Annotated in this window: 8 protein-coding genes and 2 pseudogenes; 9 read left to right on the plus strand and 1 reads right to left on the minus strand. The window is 47.6% G+C overall.

The genetic code is table 11. From position 1 onward, the window contains the following. The 8 genes and pseudogenes from BLA28_RS30760 to BLA28_RS30795 all read left to right on the plus strand — a co-directional run. Nucleotides 1-512, plus strand: a pseudogene (locus tag BLA28_RS30760) (hypothetical protein); the annotation flags it as partial. A 280-nt stretch (nucleotides 513-792) separates the two neighbouring features. Then, nucleotides 793-4,245, plus strand: a complete 3,453-nt coding sequence (addB, locus tag BLA28_RS30765; protein WP_069155645.1) for a helicase-exonuclease AddAB subunit AddB — start codon at nucleotides 793-795, stop codon at nucleotides 4,243-4,245. 3 nt (nucleotides 4,246-4,248) lie between these two features. Next, nucleotides 4,249-7,896, plus strand: coding sequence for a helicase-exonuclease AddAB subunit AddA (gene addA / locus BLA28_RS30770; RefSeq protein ID WP_069155644.1), 3,648 nt, complete (start codon nucleotides 4,249-4,251; stop codon nucleotides 7,894-7,896). A 185-nt stretch (nucleotides 7,897-8,081) separates the two neighbouring features. Then, nucleotides 8,082-8,636 carry an ECF-type riboflavin transporter substrate-binding protein gene (locus BLA28_RS30775; RefSeq protein WP_009254284.1) on the plus strand — a complete coding sequence of 185 codons (555 nt, stop codon included), beginning with the start codon at nucleotides 8,082-8,084 and terminating at the stop codon, nucleotides 8,634-8,636. 178 nt (nucleotides 8,637-8,814) lie between these two features. Then, nucleotides 8,815-10,524: an ABC transporter ATP-binding protein gene (locus tag BLA28_RS30780; RefSeq protein WP_069155643.1), complete on the plus strand. Its 1,710-nt coding sequence runs from the start codon at nucleotides 8,815-8,817 to the stop codon at nucleotides 10,522-10,524. Continuing rightward, nucleotides 10,517-11,344: an energy-coupling factor transporter transmembrane component T family protein gene (locus BLA28_RS30785; protein WP_069155642.1), complete on the plus strand. Its 828-nt coding sequence runs from the start codon at nucleotides 10,517-10,519 to the stop codon at nucleotides 11,342-11,344. The genes BLA28_RS30780 and BLA28_RS30785 overlap by 8 nt, the downstream gene beginning before the upstream one ends. 58 nt (nucleotides 11,345-11,402) lie before the next feature. After that, nucleotides 11,403-12,284: an aldose 1-epimerase family protein gene (locus tag BLA28_RS30790; RefSeq protein ID WP_069155641.1), complete on the plus strand. Its 882-nt coding sequence runs from the start codon at nucleotides 11,403-11,405 to the stop codon at nucleotides 12,282-12,284. Nucleotides 12,285-12,477: 193 nt separating this feature from the next. After that, nucleotides 12,478-13,806 (plus strand): annotated as a pseudogene (locus BLA28_RS30795) (oleate hydratase); the annotation flags it as partial. Nucleotides 13,807-13,873: 67 nt separating this feature from the next. Here BLA28_RS30795 and BLA28_RS30800 read toward each other — a convergent pair. After that, entirely contained in the window at nucleotides 13,874-16,285 is a 2,412-nt protein-coding gene (locus tag BLA28_RS30800; RefSeq protein WP_069155640.1) for a hypothetical protein, read from the minus strand. A gap of 395 nt (nucleotides 16,286-16,680) precedes the next feature. Here BLA28_RS30800 and BLA28_RS30805 point away from each other — a divergent pair, with 395 nt between their 5' ends. Further along, a complete protein-coding gene (locus tag BLA28_RS30805; protein ID WP_069155639.1) occupies nucleotides 16,681-18,042 on the plus strand; it encodes an ABC transporter substrate-binding protein in 1,362 nt (453 codons plus the stop codon). Nucleotides 18,043-18,057 lie beyond the last annotated feature (15 nt).

Consider the following 18,057-nt stretch of genomic DNA (forward strand, 5'->3'; position numbering starts at 1 on the left):
TCCCGGCGAAGAAAAAATGGATGACTATGAATGCGCCCATGCATATAGGAAATGCCATGGCGGAATACCGGATAACCAAAGAGGATATCATAGGAAATATCCCGGAACCGAGAAAAAGCTATGATAAACTGTCGGTAATCATCATCTGTCTGAATGAGAAGCTGAAGAAGGGGACCGAAGGAACACTCCATGGTTTTCTGAATACGCTTCTGTCACCAGAAATGGACAGGAAGGAAAAAGAAGAGTCGCTTGTGCGGGATTACGGAATGAAAATGGAATATGAACTGGGAGAGGAGCTGAGTGAAATGTGCAATCTGAGTGAAGCGATTGAAGAGAATGCAATTAAAAGGGGAATTCAGCAAGGAATACAGCAGGGAATACAGATTTTAATAGAGGATAATCTGGAGGAGAAAATTCCCGAGGATCGCATTATCGAAAAGCTCCAGAAAAAGTTTAAACTGAATAAAGAAGAAGCGGTAAAGTATTTGGAGAAATTCCGTGGTGATAAATAAGGATTAAGGATTCCAAACTGGTTTTGAAAAGAACCGTATAATATACCGATTTCTGCCGGCTATTTTTGATTATAGTCTTGCTGATGAAAGCCCGGACTGCACTTTGATGCGGTCAGGGCTTTTTGGCTCCTCGCACGACTGTCAGTATAAAATTGTAAGATGTCAGCCCGGGTGAAGTATGGTATAGTAAGTAGTATATTTCAGGTTACAGTGCGTATCACAGGAGAGGAACAGGAACTGCTTTTTGACAGCAGTAACCAAAGCTACAGGAGGAATAATCGTGTCATTGCGTTTTTATACAGGAGCGTCAGGAGCGGGAAAAAGTACGGGGCTTTACAAAGAAATCATTCAGCGCTCCGGGAAAGAGCCGGATCGGAATTTCCTGATCATAGTACCGGATCAGTTTACGATGCAGACGCAGATGGATCTGGTGACGATGCATCCCTGCAAAGGGATTATGAATATAGATGTGCTCAGCTTCGGGAGGCTTTCCCACCGGATTATTGAAGAGGTGGGAGCGGACGAGAGGCCGGTGCTGGACGATACGGGAAAGAGCCTTGTTCTCCGGAAAATTGCGGGGAAGCTGAAGGGGGAAACGTCGGTAATCGGGGGAAATCTGAATAAGACCGGTTATATCCACGAAGTGAAGTCCGCGATTTCGGAATTCATGCAGTATGGGATCGGTGTGGAGGAACTGGAGAAGCTGACGGATTATTCCAGAAAGAGGGGACAGCTTTATCATAAGCTGAAGGATCTTGGAGTGCTTTATCAGGGGTTCCGGGATTTTATACGGGAAAAATATATCACAACAGAGGAAACGCTGGATGTGCTGGCGCGGCTGCTTCCCAAATCGGAACTGGTGCGGGGGAGCGTAATTGCTTTTGACGGATTTACGGGTTTCACGCCGGTGCAGAACCGGGTGCTGCAGCAGCTGATGGGGCTGGCGGGCGAGGTGATCGTTTCTGTGGTTATGGACGGAAGCGAGGACATGTATGACGAGAAGGAGGAGCAGAACCTGTTTCACCTGAGCAAGAAAACGGTGGCGTCTTTAAGCCGCCTTGCGGCGGAGGCAAAGGTGGCCCGGGGAGAGGATGTGATTTTAACGGCTGATCCGGTGCCCCGGTTCCGGGAGAATCCTTCCATGGCGCATCTGGAGAAGCAGCTTTTCCGTTATCCCAGCAGGCCCTATGAAGGAGAGGCTCAGATACGGATCATGGAGGCGTCCACGCAGCAGGAGGAGGTGCGGCAGGTATGCATTGCCATCCGCGAATACCTGCGCCGGACGGGAAACTGTTACAGGGATGTGGCTGTGATTGCCGGGGATCTGGCGGCGTATGCCAGCTTCCTGGAAAGAACGGCGGCTTTGTATGATATTCCCATTTACCTGGATCAGACGAGAGGAATTGTCCTGAATCCTTTTATCGAATATCTGAAAAGCGCCCTGCAGATTGTGACAAGAAATTTCACCTATGAGTCGGTCTTTCATTATATCCGCAGCGGCCTGGCTGATTTTACCCCGGAGGAGGCGGACCTTCTGGAAAACTATGTGCTTGCCACCGGTGTGCGGGGAAAAAAGAGATGGCAGACGATTTTTGTGCGCAAAACGCCGGATATGGAAAATGAACTGGAGGCGCTGGAGGGTTTGAATGTAAGCAGGCAGAAGCTGGTGGAGCAGATGGAGCCTCTGATGCAGACATTTACGGATACCCGATCCCTCGTCATGGGATTGTACGGATTTATTGAGAAAAACGAGGTGCAGGTTAAGCTTAAGGCATATGAAGAACAGTTTGCCGCGGAAGGGGATGCGGTAAAGGAAAGGGAATATGCCCAGATTTACAGGCTTGTCATGGAGCTGCTGGACAGCATTGTGGAGCTGATCGGGGATGAGCCGGTGAAAATGGAGGAGTTTTCCCAGATTCTGGAGGCGGGCTTTCAGGAAATCCAGGTGGGGACGATCCCTCAGAACGTGGACAGGGTCGTGGCGGGAGATATGGAAAGAACCCGTCTGAAGCAGGTTAAGGCTTTATTTTTCCTGGGAATCAATGACGGCTATATTCCCAAGTCTGCGGGGAGCGGCGGGATTATATCGGACATGGACAGAGAGTTCCTGGCGGAAAGCGGGATGGAGCTGGCACCGACTCCGAGGCAGCAGATGTATATCCAGAAGCTTTACCTTTACATGAATATGACCAAGCCTTCGGACAGGCTGTATCTGTCCTATGCCAGGATGAGCAGCGAAGGGCGTTCCATGAGGCCCGCTTATCTGATTGAAATGGTGAGAAAGCTGTTTCCTTCCATACAGGTGGAAAAGCCGGAGGAACTGCCGGGCCTCATGCAGGTGCAGACGCTGGAGGACGGGCGGGACAGCCTGGTACAGGGACTGCGGAAGTTTGCGGATGCCAGAATGGAAAAAGACGGGGAAGAAGAAAGGGATTTCCGGCATCTTTATCAGATATATGCGATGCAGGAGAATACACGGGAATGGACCCATGAAATGGAGCAGAAAGCGTTTTTCAGCTACCGTGACAGGCCTCTTGCCAGAGAGGCGGCCCTGGCTCTTTTCGGGCGTACCCTTCTGGGGAGCGTAAGCCGGCTGGAGCAGTATGCATCCTGCGCTTACGCCCACTTCCTGCAGTATGGGCTGATGTTAAGGGAGCGGGACGGATATAGCTTTGAAGATGTGGACATGGGGAATATTTTCCATGGGGTTTTGGAGATTTTCGGAGAAAAGCTGAAGGAACACGGCTGGACCTGGTTTGACTTTCCCAGGGAGGAAGGGGAAAAGCTGGTGGAGGAGGCTGTGGAGGCCTATGCGGTAACCTATGGGGAAGCCGTTCTTTTTGATAACGCGCGGAATCAATATGTGATAACAAGAATCAAACGGATTTTGAAACGAACGGTGTCAACCCTTCAGTATCAGCTGAAAAAAGGTGCCTTCCGACCGGAGCAGTTTGAGGTTTCGTTCTCCGTGCTGGAGGATTTGGAGTCTGTAAATATTGCCCTCACGGGAGAAGAAAAGCTGCGCCTTCGGGGGCGGATTGACCGTGTGGATGTATGTGAAGAGGAAGACAAGGTGTATGTGAAGGTCATCGATTATAAATCGGGAAACCGGGATTTCAGCCTGGCGGCCCTGTATTATGGCCTGCAGCTGCAGTTGGTGGTCTACATGAACGCCGCTGTGGAAATGGAAGAAAATAAATTCCCGGACAGGAAGGTGGTGCCGGCGGCCATGCTGTATTACCGGGTGCATGACCCGATTGTGGAAGGGGAAGAAACGGAGAACGAAGAGCAGATCCAGGAAAAAATCCTGGCGGGCCTGCGGATGACCGGTGTGGTGAATGCCGATGAAAATATCGTGGCCAGCCTGGACGGGGCGTTCGGAACCAAATCCGATGTCATTCCCGTGGAGAGGAAGAAGGACGGATCCTTCAGCGCCCGTTCCAGCATCCTGCAGGAAAATGATTTCCGGGTGATCTCCGACTATGTGAATTTAAAAATCAGGGAAATCGGCACGGGGATTCTGAATGGGAATATAGAGCTGAATCCTTATATCCAGGGGAGCGGCCAGTCGGCAAAGGATGCCTGTACCTATTGCCCTTACAGCAGGGTTTGCGGTTTTGACAGGAAAATCCCGGGCTTTCGGAAGCGGGAGCTGGAGGCGATTCCGGAGGAGGAAGCGCTCCATAAAATGGAGGAAGCGTTAAACAGCAGCAGGGAAGGCGGAAGGAGTTAGAACATGGCAGTGACATTTACACCGGATCAGCAGGCGACCATCGATGCCAGGGGCAGCAGCATTCTGGTATCGGCGGCGGCAGGCAGCGGAAAAACGGCGGTATTGGTGGAAAGGATCATACAGATGGTAAGCGACGGGGAGCATCCGGTGGATATCGACAGGCTCCTTGTGGTTACCTTTACCAATGCGGCGGCGGCCCAGATGCGGGAGCGGATTACCCAGGCTCTTTCCGCCAGAGTGGATGATAATCCGGGAAATGCCCATCTGCTCAAGCAGCTGACGCTGATCCATAATGCCCAGATCACCACCATTGACAGCTTCTGCCTTTATATTATCCGGAACCATTTTGATGAAATTGACCTGGATCCGGATTTCCGTGTGGCGGATGACGGGGAAATCAAGCTTCTCATGCAGGATGTCCTGGCGCAGATGCTGGAGGATTATTTTACGGAAGGCAGGGAAGACTTTCTGGCCTGTGTGGAATATTTCGCGCCGACGGGAAAGGAAAAGCGGCTGGAAGAGCAGATTCTGGGACTGTATGAATTTGCCATGAGTTATCCATGGCCGGGAGAATGGCTGGAACTTCACAAAGAGGATTATGCGGTTTCTCCGGAAAACCTGGAGGAATGCAGGTGGGTGGGACTGCTGGAAGACTATGTCCGCACCATGCTCGCGGAAGCGGGGGACAGCCTGGATCAGGCGAGGATGCTCTGTGAGGAAGCGGACGGTCCGTATATGTATCTGGATACACTGGAGGCGGATAAAAATACCATAGACCGACTTGCGTCAGCGGATAGCCTGCAGGAACTGTATGAACGGTTTTCGGTTCTGTCCTTCGGACGGATAAGCTCCAAAAAGGATGACAGCGTATTGCCGGAAAAAAGGGAAAAGGCCAGAGAAATCAGGAACAGTGTGAAGGATCTGCTGAATGGTCTGGCTAAGAAGTATTTTTATGCTTCCCCCCAGGCCCAGGCGGAACGCATGGCGGCCTGTGCCCCTTATGTTTCCTGTCTGCTGTCTCTTACCGATGACTTCCGTATGCGCCTGGATGCCAAAAAAAGGGAAAAGAACCTGATGGATTTTCATGATATGGAGCATATGGCGCTGCAGATACTTACGGAAAAGCGGGAGGACGGAGTCTATCCCACCGCAGCGGCACGGGAAATGCGGGAATATTATGCAGAAATCATGATTGACGAGTATCAGGACAGCAACCTGGTGCAGGAATATCTGCTGAAAAGCATTTCCGGTGAGGAGGACGGTAAATTCAACCGTTTTATGGTGGGGGATGTCAAACAGAGTATTTATAAGTTCCGTCTGGCACGTCCGGAGCTTTTCATGGAGAAGTTTGACAGCTACGGAAAGGGAGAAGGAAAAGAGCGGCGGATTGACCTGAAACAGAATTTCCGAAGCCGCCGTCAGGTGACGGACAGCGTAAATGCCTGCTTTTCCGTGCTCATGGGCCGTGATCTGGGGGGCGTGGAATACGACGAGGACGCGGCCTTGTATCCCGGAGCCGTTTTCCCGGAGCCGGAAGGGGAGGAGGAAGATGTTTACCGCACCGAGGTGCTGCTCACGATGTCGGAGGAGGACGGCCTGGAGGATCGGGAACGGGAAGCGCTGGCGATTGCAGGGAAAATCCGCCGGATAGTTGGAACGCTGCCGGTCGTGGATAAGGAAAGCGGCGAACTGCGCCCCGCAGGCTATGGGGATATCGTCATCCTTCTGCGGACCACGGCAGGCTGGGATGAGGTATTTAAAAAGGTGCTGGAAAAAAGCGGCATCCCTGTTTATATCACCTCCAAAACCGGATATTTTGCGGCGACGGAGGTTCAGACCATACTGAATTTTCTCAAGGTTTTGAGCAATCCGCTCCAGGATATTCCTCTGTTCGGGGTTCTGAAATCAGACGCAGCAGGCTTTACCGACGAGGACATTGCCTGTATGAAGGCGGAAATGGAAGGGGAGGGCAGAAGGCTTTTTACATGCCTGACCTCTTATACGGAAAAAGGAAGCAGGGAAGAGCTTTGTGAGAAGGCGCGGCGCTTCTGCAGCATGCTGGAGAGGTTCCGGCGGTATGTGGCTTATATGCCCATTCATCAGCTGATAGAGCAGTTCCTTAAGGAAACGGGGTATCTGTATACCATATCCGCCCTGCCCGGCGGGGAACAGCGCAGGGCCAATGTGGAAATGCTGCTTTCCAGGGCGGAGAATTTCGAAAAGACCAGCTATTTCGGTTTGTTCCATTTTATCCGGTACATGGAGCAGGTGGAAAAATATAATATCGACTATGGAGAAGCCAACATTCAGGATGAAAATGCGGATACCGTGCGGATTATGAGCATCCATAAATCCAAGGGCCTGGAATTTCCCGTCTGCTTTGTGGCGGGGCTTTCCAAGAAATTCAATATGCAGGATACCAGCAAGCCTGTGATAATGGACATGGATTACGGAATTGCCCTTGATTTTGTGGATATCGAATCCCGTGTGAAAGGGAATACCCTGAAAAAAAGCGTGCTTTCCGGCAAACTGCGCAGGGACAGTCTGGGAGAGGAACTGCGCGTTCTGTATGTGGCGATGACCAGGCCCCAGGAAAAGCTGATTCTCACCGGCAGCTGCAAGGATGAAGAAAAAGTGCGGCGGATGCTGGAAAATGGGGAGGACTATGAGCGCGCCGGGGGGCGTCTGGGCTTTATCCCCCGTTCCGAAGCCGCTTCGTATCTGGACTGGCTTCTGCCGGCCTGGGCTGTCTGCGGGCAGGAGGTGACACTGCTGTCAGGATCTGACCTTTTACAGGAAAATATGGAAGAAGAGCAGGGACGGGAATATCTGAGACAACGGCTGCGGACATTTGAAAGAGAGGCTTCGGAGGAAAAACAGGAGGAGGTTGAAAAACTCCGGCTCCTCCGTGAGCATATGGAGAGCGTTTATCCCCATGAAAACCTCAAAAACCTGTATACAAAAACCACAGTTTCCGAATTGAAAAAGGCGGGAATGGAGGAAGCAGCGGAAGAAGCCTATCATCTGTTTGAAGAAAAGGAAATCGTCCCTTATCTGCCCCGTTTTGTCAGGGAAGAGGAGGCGGTGAGCGGAACGGCACGGGGAAGCGCTTATCATAAGGCGCTGGAGATTTTTCCCTTTGAACGGCTGGCACAGGAAAAGGGCGCAGGCCCGGCAGATCGGGAAAAGGTGAAAGAACTGCTGAATCAGATGACCGAAACGGGAGCGCTCAGCCGGGAATTCCGTGCGGCGGTGAATCCGGATAAAATAGCAAGGTTTCTGGAATCCGATCTGGCGGCCAGGATGGCGGGGGCGGCGGTGAAGAAGAAGCTGCACAAGGAACAGCCCTTTGTGCTGGGCCTTCCTGCCAGTATGCTGAACCCTGGTTTCCCTCAGGAGGAAACCGTACTCATCCAGGGGATTATCGACGTGTATCTGGAGGAAGAGGACGGCCTGGTTGTTGCCGATTATAAGACCGATTCGGTAACTCATGCCCAGGAGCTGGTGAACCGCTATCAGGTGCAGCTGGATTACTATGCGCTCGCCCTGGAACAGCTGACGGGCAGGAGGGTGAAAGAGAAAATTATCTATTCCTTTGCGCTGGCGGAGGAAGTGATGCTTGGTGCTGCCGGCGGACCGTATCTGAAATGACCGGGAAATTCAGGGAAACCATTGCAAAAACAGTGAAAATCCGATATAGTTAGGAGGTGGGTACAGGCTGGAAAACAGCTTGTGCAGACTACGTAGGAACGGTGTGCCGGGGAAGCCGCTCCGTCTTGGCGGAAACGTCCGCGGTGACATCGTAAAATACTTTATCTTATGAGGAGGAAACTCAAATGAAACTAAAATTCGGTATCAAAGAAGTTGTTGCTATCGGTATCGGAACCGCGCTTTTCATCGTTCTCACCAACGTTCAGGTTCCTTTCGGCATCATTCCCAATACCGCCCTGCAGTCCAGAGTCGCTGTCCTGACATTTTTCTCGGCAGTATTCGGACCTATCGTCGGCGGAGCCATCGGCCTGATCGGCCATGCTCTGGGTGATGCGCTCTTCTACGGAAGCGTATGGTGGAGCTGGGTGTTCCCGGATGCTCTTTTCGGTATCCTGATGGGACTGTTCGCAGCCAAATATGCCATCAAGGACGGCGGTTTCAACGGAAAAGCAATTGCTCTGTTCAATGTGGTACAGATCATTGCCAACGCTCTTGCCTGGATTTTGCTTGCTCCTGTACTGGATATCCTGATTTATGCGGAACCTGCCAATAAGGTATTTACCCAGGGCGTGCTTGCCTTCATAGGAAATATTGTTGTTGCCGGTGTCCTCGGAACACTGCTTGCGGTGGCATACTCCAAGATTGGGGCCAGATCCTCCAGCCTGTCCAAGGAAGATTAAAGGTTTCCTTTCGGGAAACAGGGTAAGAATATAAAGAATACCGGGAGGCATAGGTCCGGCTGCGTATGCGGCGTGATCTGTGCCTCCGGGACTGCTCTGACTGCCCTGACGGCAGAGGCCGAAGCCATGAGGATATGGTTTGGGAGCGCTGCCAGAGGGAATTAAAGTGAGGTAAACCATGACCCCGATTATAGAATTCAAGGATTATACATTCAAATACCGTTCCCAGGTAGAACCGACGCTGTACAATATTGACCTTGCGGTTTATCCGGGTGAGAAGGTTCTGATTGTGGGACCATCCGGCTCCGGAAAGTCAACGCTGGCCCATTGTATCAACGGACTGGTTCCTTTTTCATTCCCGGGAGAAAGCTCCGGTACTCTGACTGTGGGAGGACAGGATCCATCCAAAGCCGGGATATTCGGCATGTCCAAGCTGGTGGGAACTGTGCTTCAGGATACGGACGGGCAGTTTATAGGCCTGACGGTGGCGGAGGATATTGCATTCGCCCTGGAAAATGACTGCGTGGAACAGGCAGAAATGTTTTCAAAGGTTGATGAAGTTGCAGAAATCGTGGATGTCAAAACACTATTGAGCCATGCCCCCACAGAGCTGTCGGGGGGACAGAAGCAAAGGGTTTCCATGGCGGGCGTTATGATTGATGACGTGGATATTCTGTTATTTGATGAACCTTTGGCAAACCTTGACCCGGCTACCGGGAAAAAGGCGATTGACCTGATAGACAAAATCAGCCGGACAACCGGCAAAACGGTGCTCATCATAGAGCACCGCCTGGAGGACGCCCTTTACCGGGATGTGGACCGGATCGTGGTGGTGGGAGACGGCAGGATTGTGGCGGACAGGAAACCGGATGAGCTGCTCTGCACGGATATTCTGGAGAAGGAAGGTATCCGTGAGCCTCTGTATATCACGGCTTTAAAGCATGCCGGCTGCGAAATCCTTCAGGAGACCCATCCCCAGCATATTGAAAGCATGGATTTGGCCCCTTATAAGGAAAAGGTACAGGCATGGTTCCGGAAAGCCAAGCTGCCTCCGGCCCGTCCCGGCAAGGAATCAGCCCTGGAGGTTCTGGATCTGGATTTTTCCTATATTACGGGCAATCCTGTGCTGCGGAATATTGATTTTAAAATCGGAAAAGGGGAAATGCTCAGCATTGTGGGAAAAAACGGCGCAGGCAAGAGTACTCTTTCCAATCTTGTGTGCGGATTTATCAGCCCGGACAGGGGAAGCATATTGCTGGGCGGCACGGATATTTCATCTAAATCCATAAAGGAGCGGGGCGAGGTGATAGGCCTTGTCATGCAGAATCCCAATCAGATGATCAGCAAGCCCATGATTTATGACGAAGTGGCATTGGGGCTTGCGGTCAGGGGCGTGCCCGAGGAGGAAGTGAAGGAAAGAGTATACGAGACGCTGAAAATCTGCGGCCTGTACCCGTTCAGGAACTGGCCCATATCCGCGCTGAGCTTCGGACAGAAGAAAAGGGTGACCATCGCCTCTATCCTGGTTATGAATCCTGAAGTCCTGATTCTGGACGAGCCTACGGCGGGGCAGGATTTCCGGCATTATACGGAAATCATGGAGTTCCTGAAGGAGATCAACGACCGCCTGGGAATTACCATTATCATGATTACCCATGATATGCACCTTATGCTGGAATACACGGATCGGGCGATTGTCATTGCGGACGGAGAGCTGATAGCCGATGATATTCCTGCCAATGTCCTGACCAGTGAAACCATTGCGGATAAAGCCTACCTTAAAAAAACATCCCTGTATGACCTGGCGGTGAAGTGCGATATCCCGGATCCCTCCGGCTTTGTGGAACGATTTATTTATTTTGAAAGAGAGGAGAGAGCCAATGGCTAGACTTCTTACTTATGCGCCTAAGAATACATGGATTCACCGGCTGAGCGGCGTGACGAAGATGCTGTTTTTTGTCCTTTGGTCCATTGCGGGCATGCTGACCTATGACACAAGGGTGCTGGCGGTCATGCTTGCGATCAGCCTGCTGATTTTCAAGGTGTCCAAAACGGAATGGAAGCAGGTGGGAACGGTATTCAAATTTATCCTCTTTTTCCTGTTCCTGAACCTGATTACCGTATTCCTTTTTTCGCCCTACCAGGGTACGGAAATTTACGGGACCAAGACGGTGCTGTTTCATATCGCGGGACGTTACAGCGTGACTACCGAGCAGCTGTTTTATGAATTCAATATCATGCTGAAATATTTTACGGTCGTGCCGGTAATGCTGATGTTTATGGTAACCACGAATCCCAGTGAATTTGCGGCCAGTATGAACCGTTTAGGGATCAGCTACAATGTAGGCTATGCGATTGCCATCGCCCTTCGGTATGTTCCTGACGTACAGTCCGATTTTACCAAAATCAAACATGCCCAGGAAGCCAGGGGAATTGAAATGTCCAATAAAGCATCCATTTTTAAAAGGCTGAAAAATATGGCAAACATTATTTTTCCCCTGATTTTTTCCAGTATGGACCGAATCGATGTGGTAAGCAATGCCATGGAACTGAGAGGGTTCGGAAAAAAGAAAAAAAGGACGTGGTACATGGGGAAACCGCTGGAACGAAATGATTATCTGACACTCGCATTTGTAGTCTGCTTTGTTGCGGCGGCGCTGGTCATTACTTTCCACGACGGAAACCGTTTCTTTAATCCATTTCAATAAATGACGGAATTATCCTCAGAATACGGCAGCGTATTAGGAAGGATGCGGAGGAAAACATATGAATTATACAATAGAAAATGACAGACTGAAGATTCAGATAAGCAGCAGAGGCGGGGAAATGCAGTCTGTTATCAGAGACGGAAGGGAATATCTGTGGCAGGCGGATCCCCAATACTGGGATGAAAAAGCGCCTAATCTTTTCCCATATATCGCCCGAATGACGGAAGGAAAATATGTGCTGGACGGCAAAAGCTATCCCATGCCTCTTCATGGCTTTGTCCATGTGACGGAGCTGTCCATGGAAGAGCAGATGGCCGATCGCATTGTTTTCCGGCTGGATTCTGATGAAGAAACAGGAAAATGCTATCCTTTTGCTTTTACCTACAGAGTGATCTATGAGTTGGACGGAGATGTCCTTCATATTACGTACCAGGTGGAGAACCATGATGAAAAGACCATGTATTTCGGAATCGGCGGCCATCCCGGCTTCCTGGTTCCCATGGAAGATTCTCTCGGATTTGAAGATTATTACCTGGAATTTGAGGGAACAAAAGATTATGACGAGCCTGTCAGAATTGGATTTTCACCCGATTGCTTTGTGGACGGCGGCATGACACCTTTTCCTCTGACAGACGGCAGTAAAATTCCGCTGAAGCACAGCCTTTTTGACAATGATGCCATAGTTCTGACACATACGCCGAAAACAGTGTCGCTGAAATCTGACAGAGGAACGCGCCGTGTGACGGTGAGTTACCCGGATATGGACTATATAGGCTTCTGGCATGCCACTCTGACGGAAGCGCCCTATGTATGTATTGAGCCGTGGTCATCCCTGCCTTCGCGCCAGGATATCGTGGAGGACCTTTCCACCCAGCCGGGGCTGAAAAGCCTGAAGGCGGGCGGTGTGTACCGGAACAGCTGGAGTATCGAGATTCTTTAAGAAGGATAATCCGATTCAGCCAAAATTCCCAAACTGTATAAAGTTTTTACAATATGGCAGTCCTGTCAGGATTTTTGACAGGGCTGTTTTTTTGTCTATGGAAGGGATTCTGTAATTAGGCTATCCTATGGCTACAAGGTTCCGACAAACAGGGAACAGCAAATCCAAGGAGGTAAGAATATGTATTACAGTAATGGAAATTATGAAGCTTTTTTTCACAAAGGATGAAGACCTCTATGACAAGAAAATAGAAGATTCTTTTACCGATGAATTTTTCTCTTCTAACTTCTGGCTTTACTGGAGAACCATGTTTGCCTTTGAGGAATGGCACAGCGCCCTGGAGATGAAGCTGTATATCCAGCATTTTATCCACCATATCGGAGGCCTTCCTGATTTCTCCGCCCTGAAATTTACCAAGTACAATCAGTATGAATCCTTGATTCTACCCATGGTGAAGTACCTGGAAGAACATCATGTGGATTTCCAGTATGATACCCGGGTTATCAATGTGATTTTTGACATCTCCGGGACGAAGAAAGCGGCAAAGCAGCTTGTGCTGGAGCGCAGCGGGAAAGAAGAAACCATCAATTTGACGGAAAAGGATCTGGTATTTATAACAAATGGAAGCTGTACGGAGAATTCGTCCCTGGGGGATGATGATCACGCGCCTGTCCGGGATGATTCCGCAGGCGGCTGCTGGCAGCTGTGGCGCAACATTGCAGCCCAGGATCCTTCCTTCGGCCATCCGGATAAATTCTGCACCGATACCAAGGCTACCAATTGGGAATCTGCAACCATCACTACGCTGGATGACAGGATTCCTCCTTATATACAGAAAATCTGCAAGAGAGATCCCTTTAGCGGCAAGGTGGTGACCGGGGGTATTATCACTGTGAAGGATTCCAAGTGGCTGATGAGCTATACCCTGAACAGACAGCCTCATTTCAAGGATCAGCCCAAGGATCAGCTGGTGGTGTGGGTATACGGACTGTTTACGGATGTTCCCGGTGATTATGTGAAAAAGCCCATGCGGGAATGCACGGGGCGGGAAATTACGGAGGAGTGGCTTTATCATCTGGGAGTACCTGTGGAGGAAATCCCGGATATGGCGGCTGGTTCCGCACACTGCGTTCTCTGTATGATGCCCTATATTACTGCATTTTTCATGCCGGGGGCTGAGGGCGACAGGCCTAAGGTGGTGCCTGAAGGCTGCACGAATTTTGCCTTTATCGGACAGTTTTCCGATACGGTAAGGGATACGGTATTCACTACGGAATATTCGGTGCGTACGGCTATGGAGGCTGTATATACGCTGCTGGATGTGGACAGAGGGGTTCCGGAGGTATTTGATTCCTGTTATGATGTGAGAGTTCTGCTGGATTCTACGTCGAAGATGATGGATGGTAAGAAGCTGATGGATATGAAGGTGCCGTTTATATTGAATCTGGTGGAGAAGAAAGCACTGAAAAAAATAGAAGGGACGGTGATTGAGGAACTGTTGGAAAGGTATCATGTGATTTAAGGATGGAAGAGCCGATGAGTGAAACTCCGGAGATTTATCTCCGGAGTTTCTTGATTTGTATCAGCTGTTAATTATTGAGTAAAGTCCTGCTATCCAGTAACAACTCTATCATTTTTGATGGTGCAGAAGTATTGGAGGAAACAATTGTTAATGTATCGGACTCATTTTGATAAAGTTCAGCAGCAGGCCATTCTCCATCAGAAGTAATAATTTTAGCATTTTCGACAGGAAAAGGACAGGAATTCCATACAAGTTCCAAAGTAGTGGAATCATTTTCTGTATCATAAGTCCATATGTGTATTATTTTGTTATCGGGATCCCAGGTCAGATTGCGGACCATGCCCGTACAGGAAAGAATATATGGCATATTTTTACCCATACAAGGATTAAAGGGAAGATTATAGTCAAGGCCGATTCCCCAGTCCGGACCACCCACATACATCAGATTCAGCGGACTGTTTACTGCTTTCAGGAAGAGTGCTGCAAAGCGTATGATGTAAACACTGTTGCGTTCTCCCAGTTTGTCAATAGGTTCTCTGCCTTCATAACTGCACTCCAAGCCGATATGAATGCCCTTGTAATCAAAGTTCTTTTCCTGGTAATCCATTTCTGTCTGCAGAATAATACGGAAAAACTGCATAAACAGAGGGTCTCTGGTGACTTTACTCAGATATGGAAGACAATCCACATAATCGTTGATGCGCATAGGAAGGTCATAGGCAGAATAAAAATCCTGTTCTCTTACCAGACCACGTGTTTCATGGGTAAAACCTGGTATCTGTACGGGGATAACAGCAGCCCACTGATATGCAAAAGCATCTTTTGCCATCTGCAGATATCGTTCTTCTCCGGTTCTTATGTGCATTTGAGCACAATAACACATAAATCCCATAATACCGATAGCATCATTATTTTTGGGCGGTTTGCCGCCTCCTACCCAGGCACCTCCGTCCATGCAGCCATCAGCCCAGTTATTTATATGTACAAAGTTCTGATACAGCCATTTTTCAATTCGAAGCTGTGTATTATGTATCTTTTCATCACCGGTATCCGCGTACATATAATCCATGGCAAGTAATGCTTCTGAAATAGCAGGCGCATACTTATCACATTTTCCATTTATATTATAGTTACGGCCAAGAGAACCATCCTCTTCTGTCATATTTACTGCAAACAAGATACATTTCTGGGCGGCTTCTTTCCATTCCCTTTTATCAATTCCTTCTGTCTTTAATACTTCGTCATAAAGCATGTAAAGGTGATGAGCGCCCAGATTCATATCGCCTATGTTGTAATAGAAACCAAATAATTCCTCTGACTGCATATCTTCAGAATTTGACTGATAAAGGGTACCCATATCCGTATTATAGATGGTGTATTGCCCTGATGAAAGCTGTTGAGATACTAAAAAATCTGCCATTTCAAAAGCACGTTCTCTTGCCCATGTTTCTTCTCTGTGTCGGCACCAATAGCGGTATAGTTCATAACCAAGCTGTACCTGAGGGCCGGGGCAGATATATTTGGAATACCATCCATGAGGAACTGTTGTATCATAGCGGCCGGTATCAGTTCGAATTAACTGGGTATAGCCTTTTCCGGGTATATAGCCAGGAGCATTCTTATACATATCCATCAGCATTTCCACAGCCCGATGAATGGGATAGCGTATGGAAGTGTCTTTATTATAACCACAGTTATCAATATATCCCTTCAGACACTCATACTGTGAATGACCCATTGATACGAGGAAACGAAAGTTTTTGATGGATTCTTCTTTTTCTTTAGTGAGTTCCACTCTAAGCAATTCTAATTCAGTAATACACTGTAAATCTAATGCCCGTGCCATTCCTTTAAAAGGAGAATAAAGACGGAAGGGAGCCTCAGGTGTATTTTGGCTGTCAATTTCGACATGGGCTGCATAGAATTCATCTTCCAGATGATACCCTGCACTAAGATACACTTCCTGTCCATTCAGTTTTTCACAGCCTAAAATTACAGGAGCCCGGGAAATATCCGTATCAATACACCAACGTTTTCCTTCTTTACCAAAAAGAGTATCTTCATATGGGTATTTCATAAAAACGGCTTCACTGGTATAAAAAGGAATGCTTATAAATACACGGTGATAAATAGGATGAATAGGATCAAGTTCATATTCAAAGATAATGGCTGGAGAAGAAGCTGATATACTAGCATAAATGTGAAGGCTTAGTTTTTCATCTTTTCCCCAAAAATGTATTTTTCCTTTTTTCTCTGTATTTTCTACAATTTCATACTGTTGCGCACAAAATTGTTTTCCAACGGAATCTTCTTCTAAAAAAAAGGAAATTGGTTCACCAAGGGGCACATCATCAAGATAAAAGGTACCAAGCCCCCATTTTCCATCATTCAGGGATGGAATCCATTGTCCTGTATTACGATTCCCCATTATGGGAATCCCCTGATTATTTACAGATATTAACATATTAGCAGTAGTCATTCTGCGCCTCCTTATTCTTGTAGAATTGTGAGATTCGTATATAAGAACAAATTGGCATTTGAGAATTATGTAATTTGAAATTAGCACATATAACGAGAAATGTCAAATAAAATCATAAAAAATACATTATATATGAGAATTTATTTTTTACACTTAAATAATAGACAAAAAATGTATAAAAAATTTATATATTATATAAGAATTTATGCAATATGAACAAGAGTGTATTGACAAAACTGCAAAACAGTAGTACTTTGAAAATGTGAGATTCGTAATTAAATAAAAGTTTTTATATAGGAACACATTAAACGTATATACAGTTAATAGAAGGTAAGGAAATGAGCAATTTATGTAAACAGGAACAGTATGAAAGTTAAGTGAAAAGGAGAAGGTTTATGAAAAGAAAAGTATGGAAAAAGGTGACGGCAATCCTGGTAACCTCCGCAGTTTTATTAGGAGGATGCACAAGTACGAATCAGAAGGAATCAGAAGGAGCAGCGGAACCCACACCGGAAGCAGCAGTGGATAGCAGTGAGGTAGTAACCGGTGAAGGAAAGGAGACTATACGTTATATGATCTGGGGAGATGCCAGTCTGTATAATCAGATATCAGATAGTCTTCAAACTACTTATCCGGAGTTTTTCGAAAAATATGAAATAGAAGTAATTGTTGGCGGCTCTGGTGATAATGAAGTTGCTGAAAAAATTCGTTTATCTCTGGCTAGTGGAGAACCATGTGCAGATATTATTCAGCTGAATTATACGCAGGTGCCTGAATTTGCTGAGGCAGGAGCCTTGGAAGATTTGAGCGATGTATATGAAGGTTTTGAAGATAATCTGACATTTGCAGCAAAGAATCTATCTCAGTATAAAGATCAGATAGTTACGGTAGCTAATCAGATAAACAGTAAGCTTTTCTACTATAGAAAAGATATTTTTGATGAATGTGGTGTGGATCCGACACAATGGAAAACAGTTGATGATATGATAGCTGGTTCGGCCCAAATCAAAGAAAAATATCCGGATTCTTTCATACATAACTGCAGTAAAGAAGAAGGCTTCAGCGGATACGATGCCTATATGATGATGTGTGTTTATGATGCAAAATTCAGTGATGAAAACGGGGAATATATATGTGACACGGATCCAGGTCTGCGAAAGAGTATGGAAACATTGAAAAAAATATTTGATTCCGGTATTTGTTATGGCTCTGGTGATTTTACTCCGGACTGGGAAGCAGCGTTGGCGGATGGAACATTGGTAGGTGAGTTTACAGGAAGCTGGTTTAAATTATTTATTCCCGGATATGCGCCTGATCAATCCGGAAAGTGGGCAGCTTGTCTGTGGCCGGAGGAAATCCGTAAAGGTTCGGAAGCAGGAGGCAGTGTATTGGTAATTCCTGTTTTTTCTGAGCAGAAAGAGGCGGCCAAAGAGTATTTGAAGATGTACAGGCTACAGAAAGAAGGTGTTTTAGCAGCCTTTGAAAATGCTGACAGAACTCCGATAACTCAGGCAGAATTTGATACTATTGCTGAAAAAGAAAATGATTATCTGACTAATAATTATTGGAAGATTGAAAGTGACAGCTATGATCAAAACAGTTTTACTATTTTTAATTATTCTCCTAATGCGGTAGCGGAAATGACCATTTTTAATGGTTGGTGTGCAAAATATTTTTCTGGTCAGGCAGATTTGGATGAAACACTGAAGGGTATGAATGACGATATGAAAAACCAGATAGGTAATGCACTGGAGTAAAGATTGCCATGATGG

This window comes from Eisenbergiella tayi, from assembly GCF_001881565.1.
Taxonomy (GTDB): domain Bacteria; phylum Bacillota; class Clostridia; order Lachnospirales; family Lachnospiraceae; genus Eisenbergiella; species Eisenbergiella tayi.

Bases quoted from the DNA above. Each gene is read 5' to 3' on its own strand.
- BLA28_RS30785 (WP_069155642.1), top strand. From the start codon at position 10,517: ATGGCTAGACTTCTTACTTATGCGCCTAAGAATACATGGATTCACCGG.
- BLA28_RS30775 (WP_009254284.1), top strand. From the start codon at position 8,082: ATGAAACTAAAATTCGGTATCAAAGAAGTTGTTGCTATCGGTATCGGA.
- addA (WP_069155644.1), top strand. From the start codon at position 4,249: ATGGCAGTGACATTTACACCGGATCAGCAGGCGACCATCGATGCCAGG.
- BLA28_RS30805 (WP_069155639.1), top strand. From the start codon at position 16,681: ATGAAAAGAAAAGTATGGAAAAAGGTGACGGCAATCCTGGTAACCTCC.
- BLA28_RS30790 (WP_069155641.1), top strand. From the start codon at position 11,403: ATGAATTATACAATAGAAAATGACAGACTGAAGATTCAGATAAGCAGC.
- BLA28_RS30780 (WP_069155643.1), top strand. From the start codon at position 8,815: ATGACCCCGATTATAGAATTCAAGGATTATACATTCAAATACCGTTCC.
- BLA28_RS30800 (WP_069155640.1), bottom strand. From the start codon at position 16,285: ATGACTACTGCTAATATGTTAATATCTGTAAATAATCAGGGGATTCCC.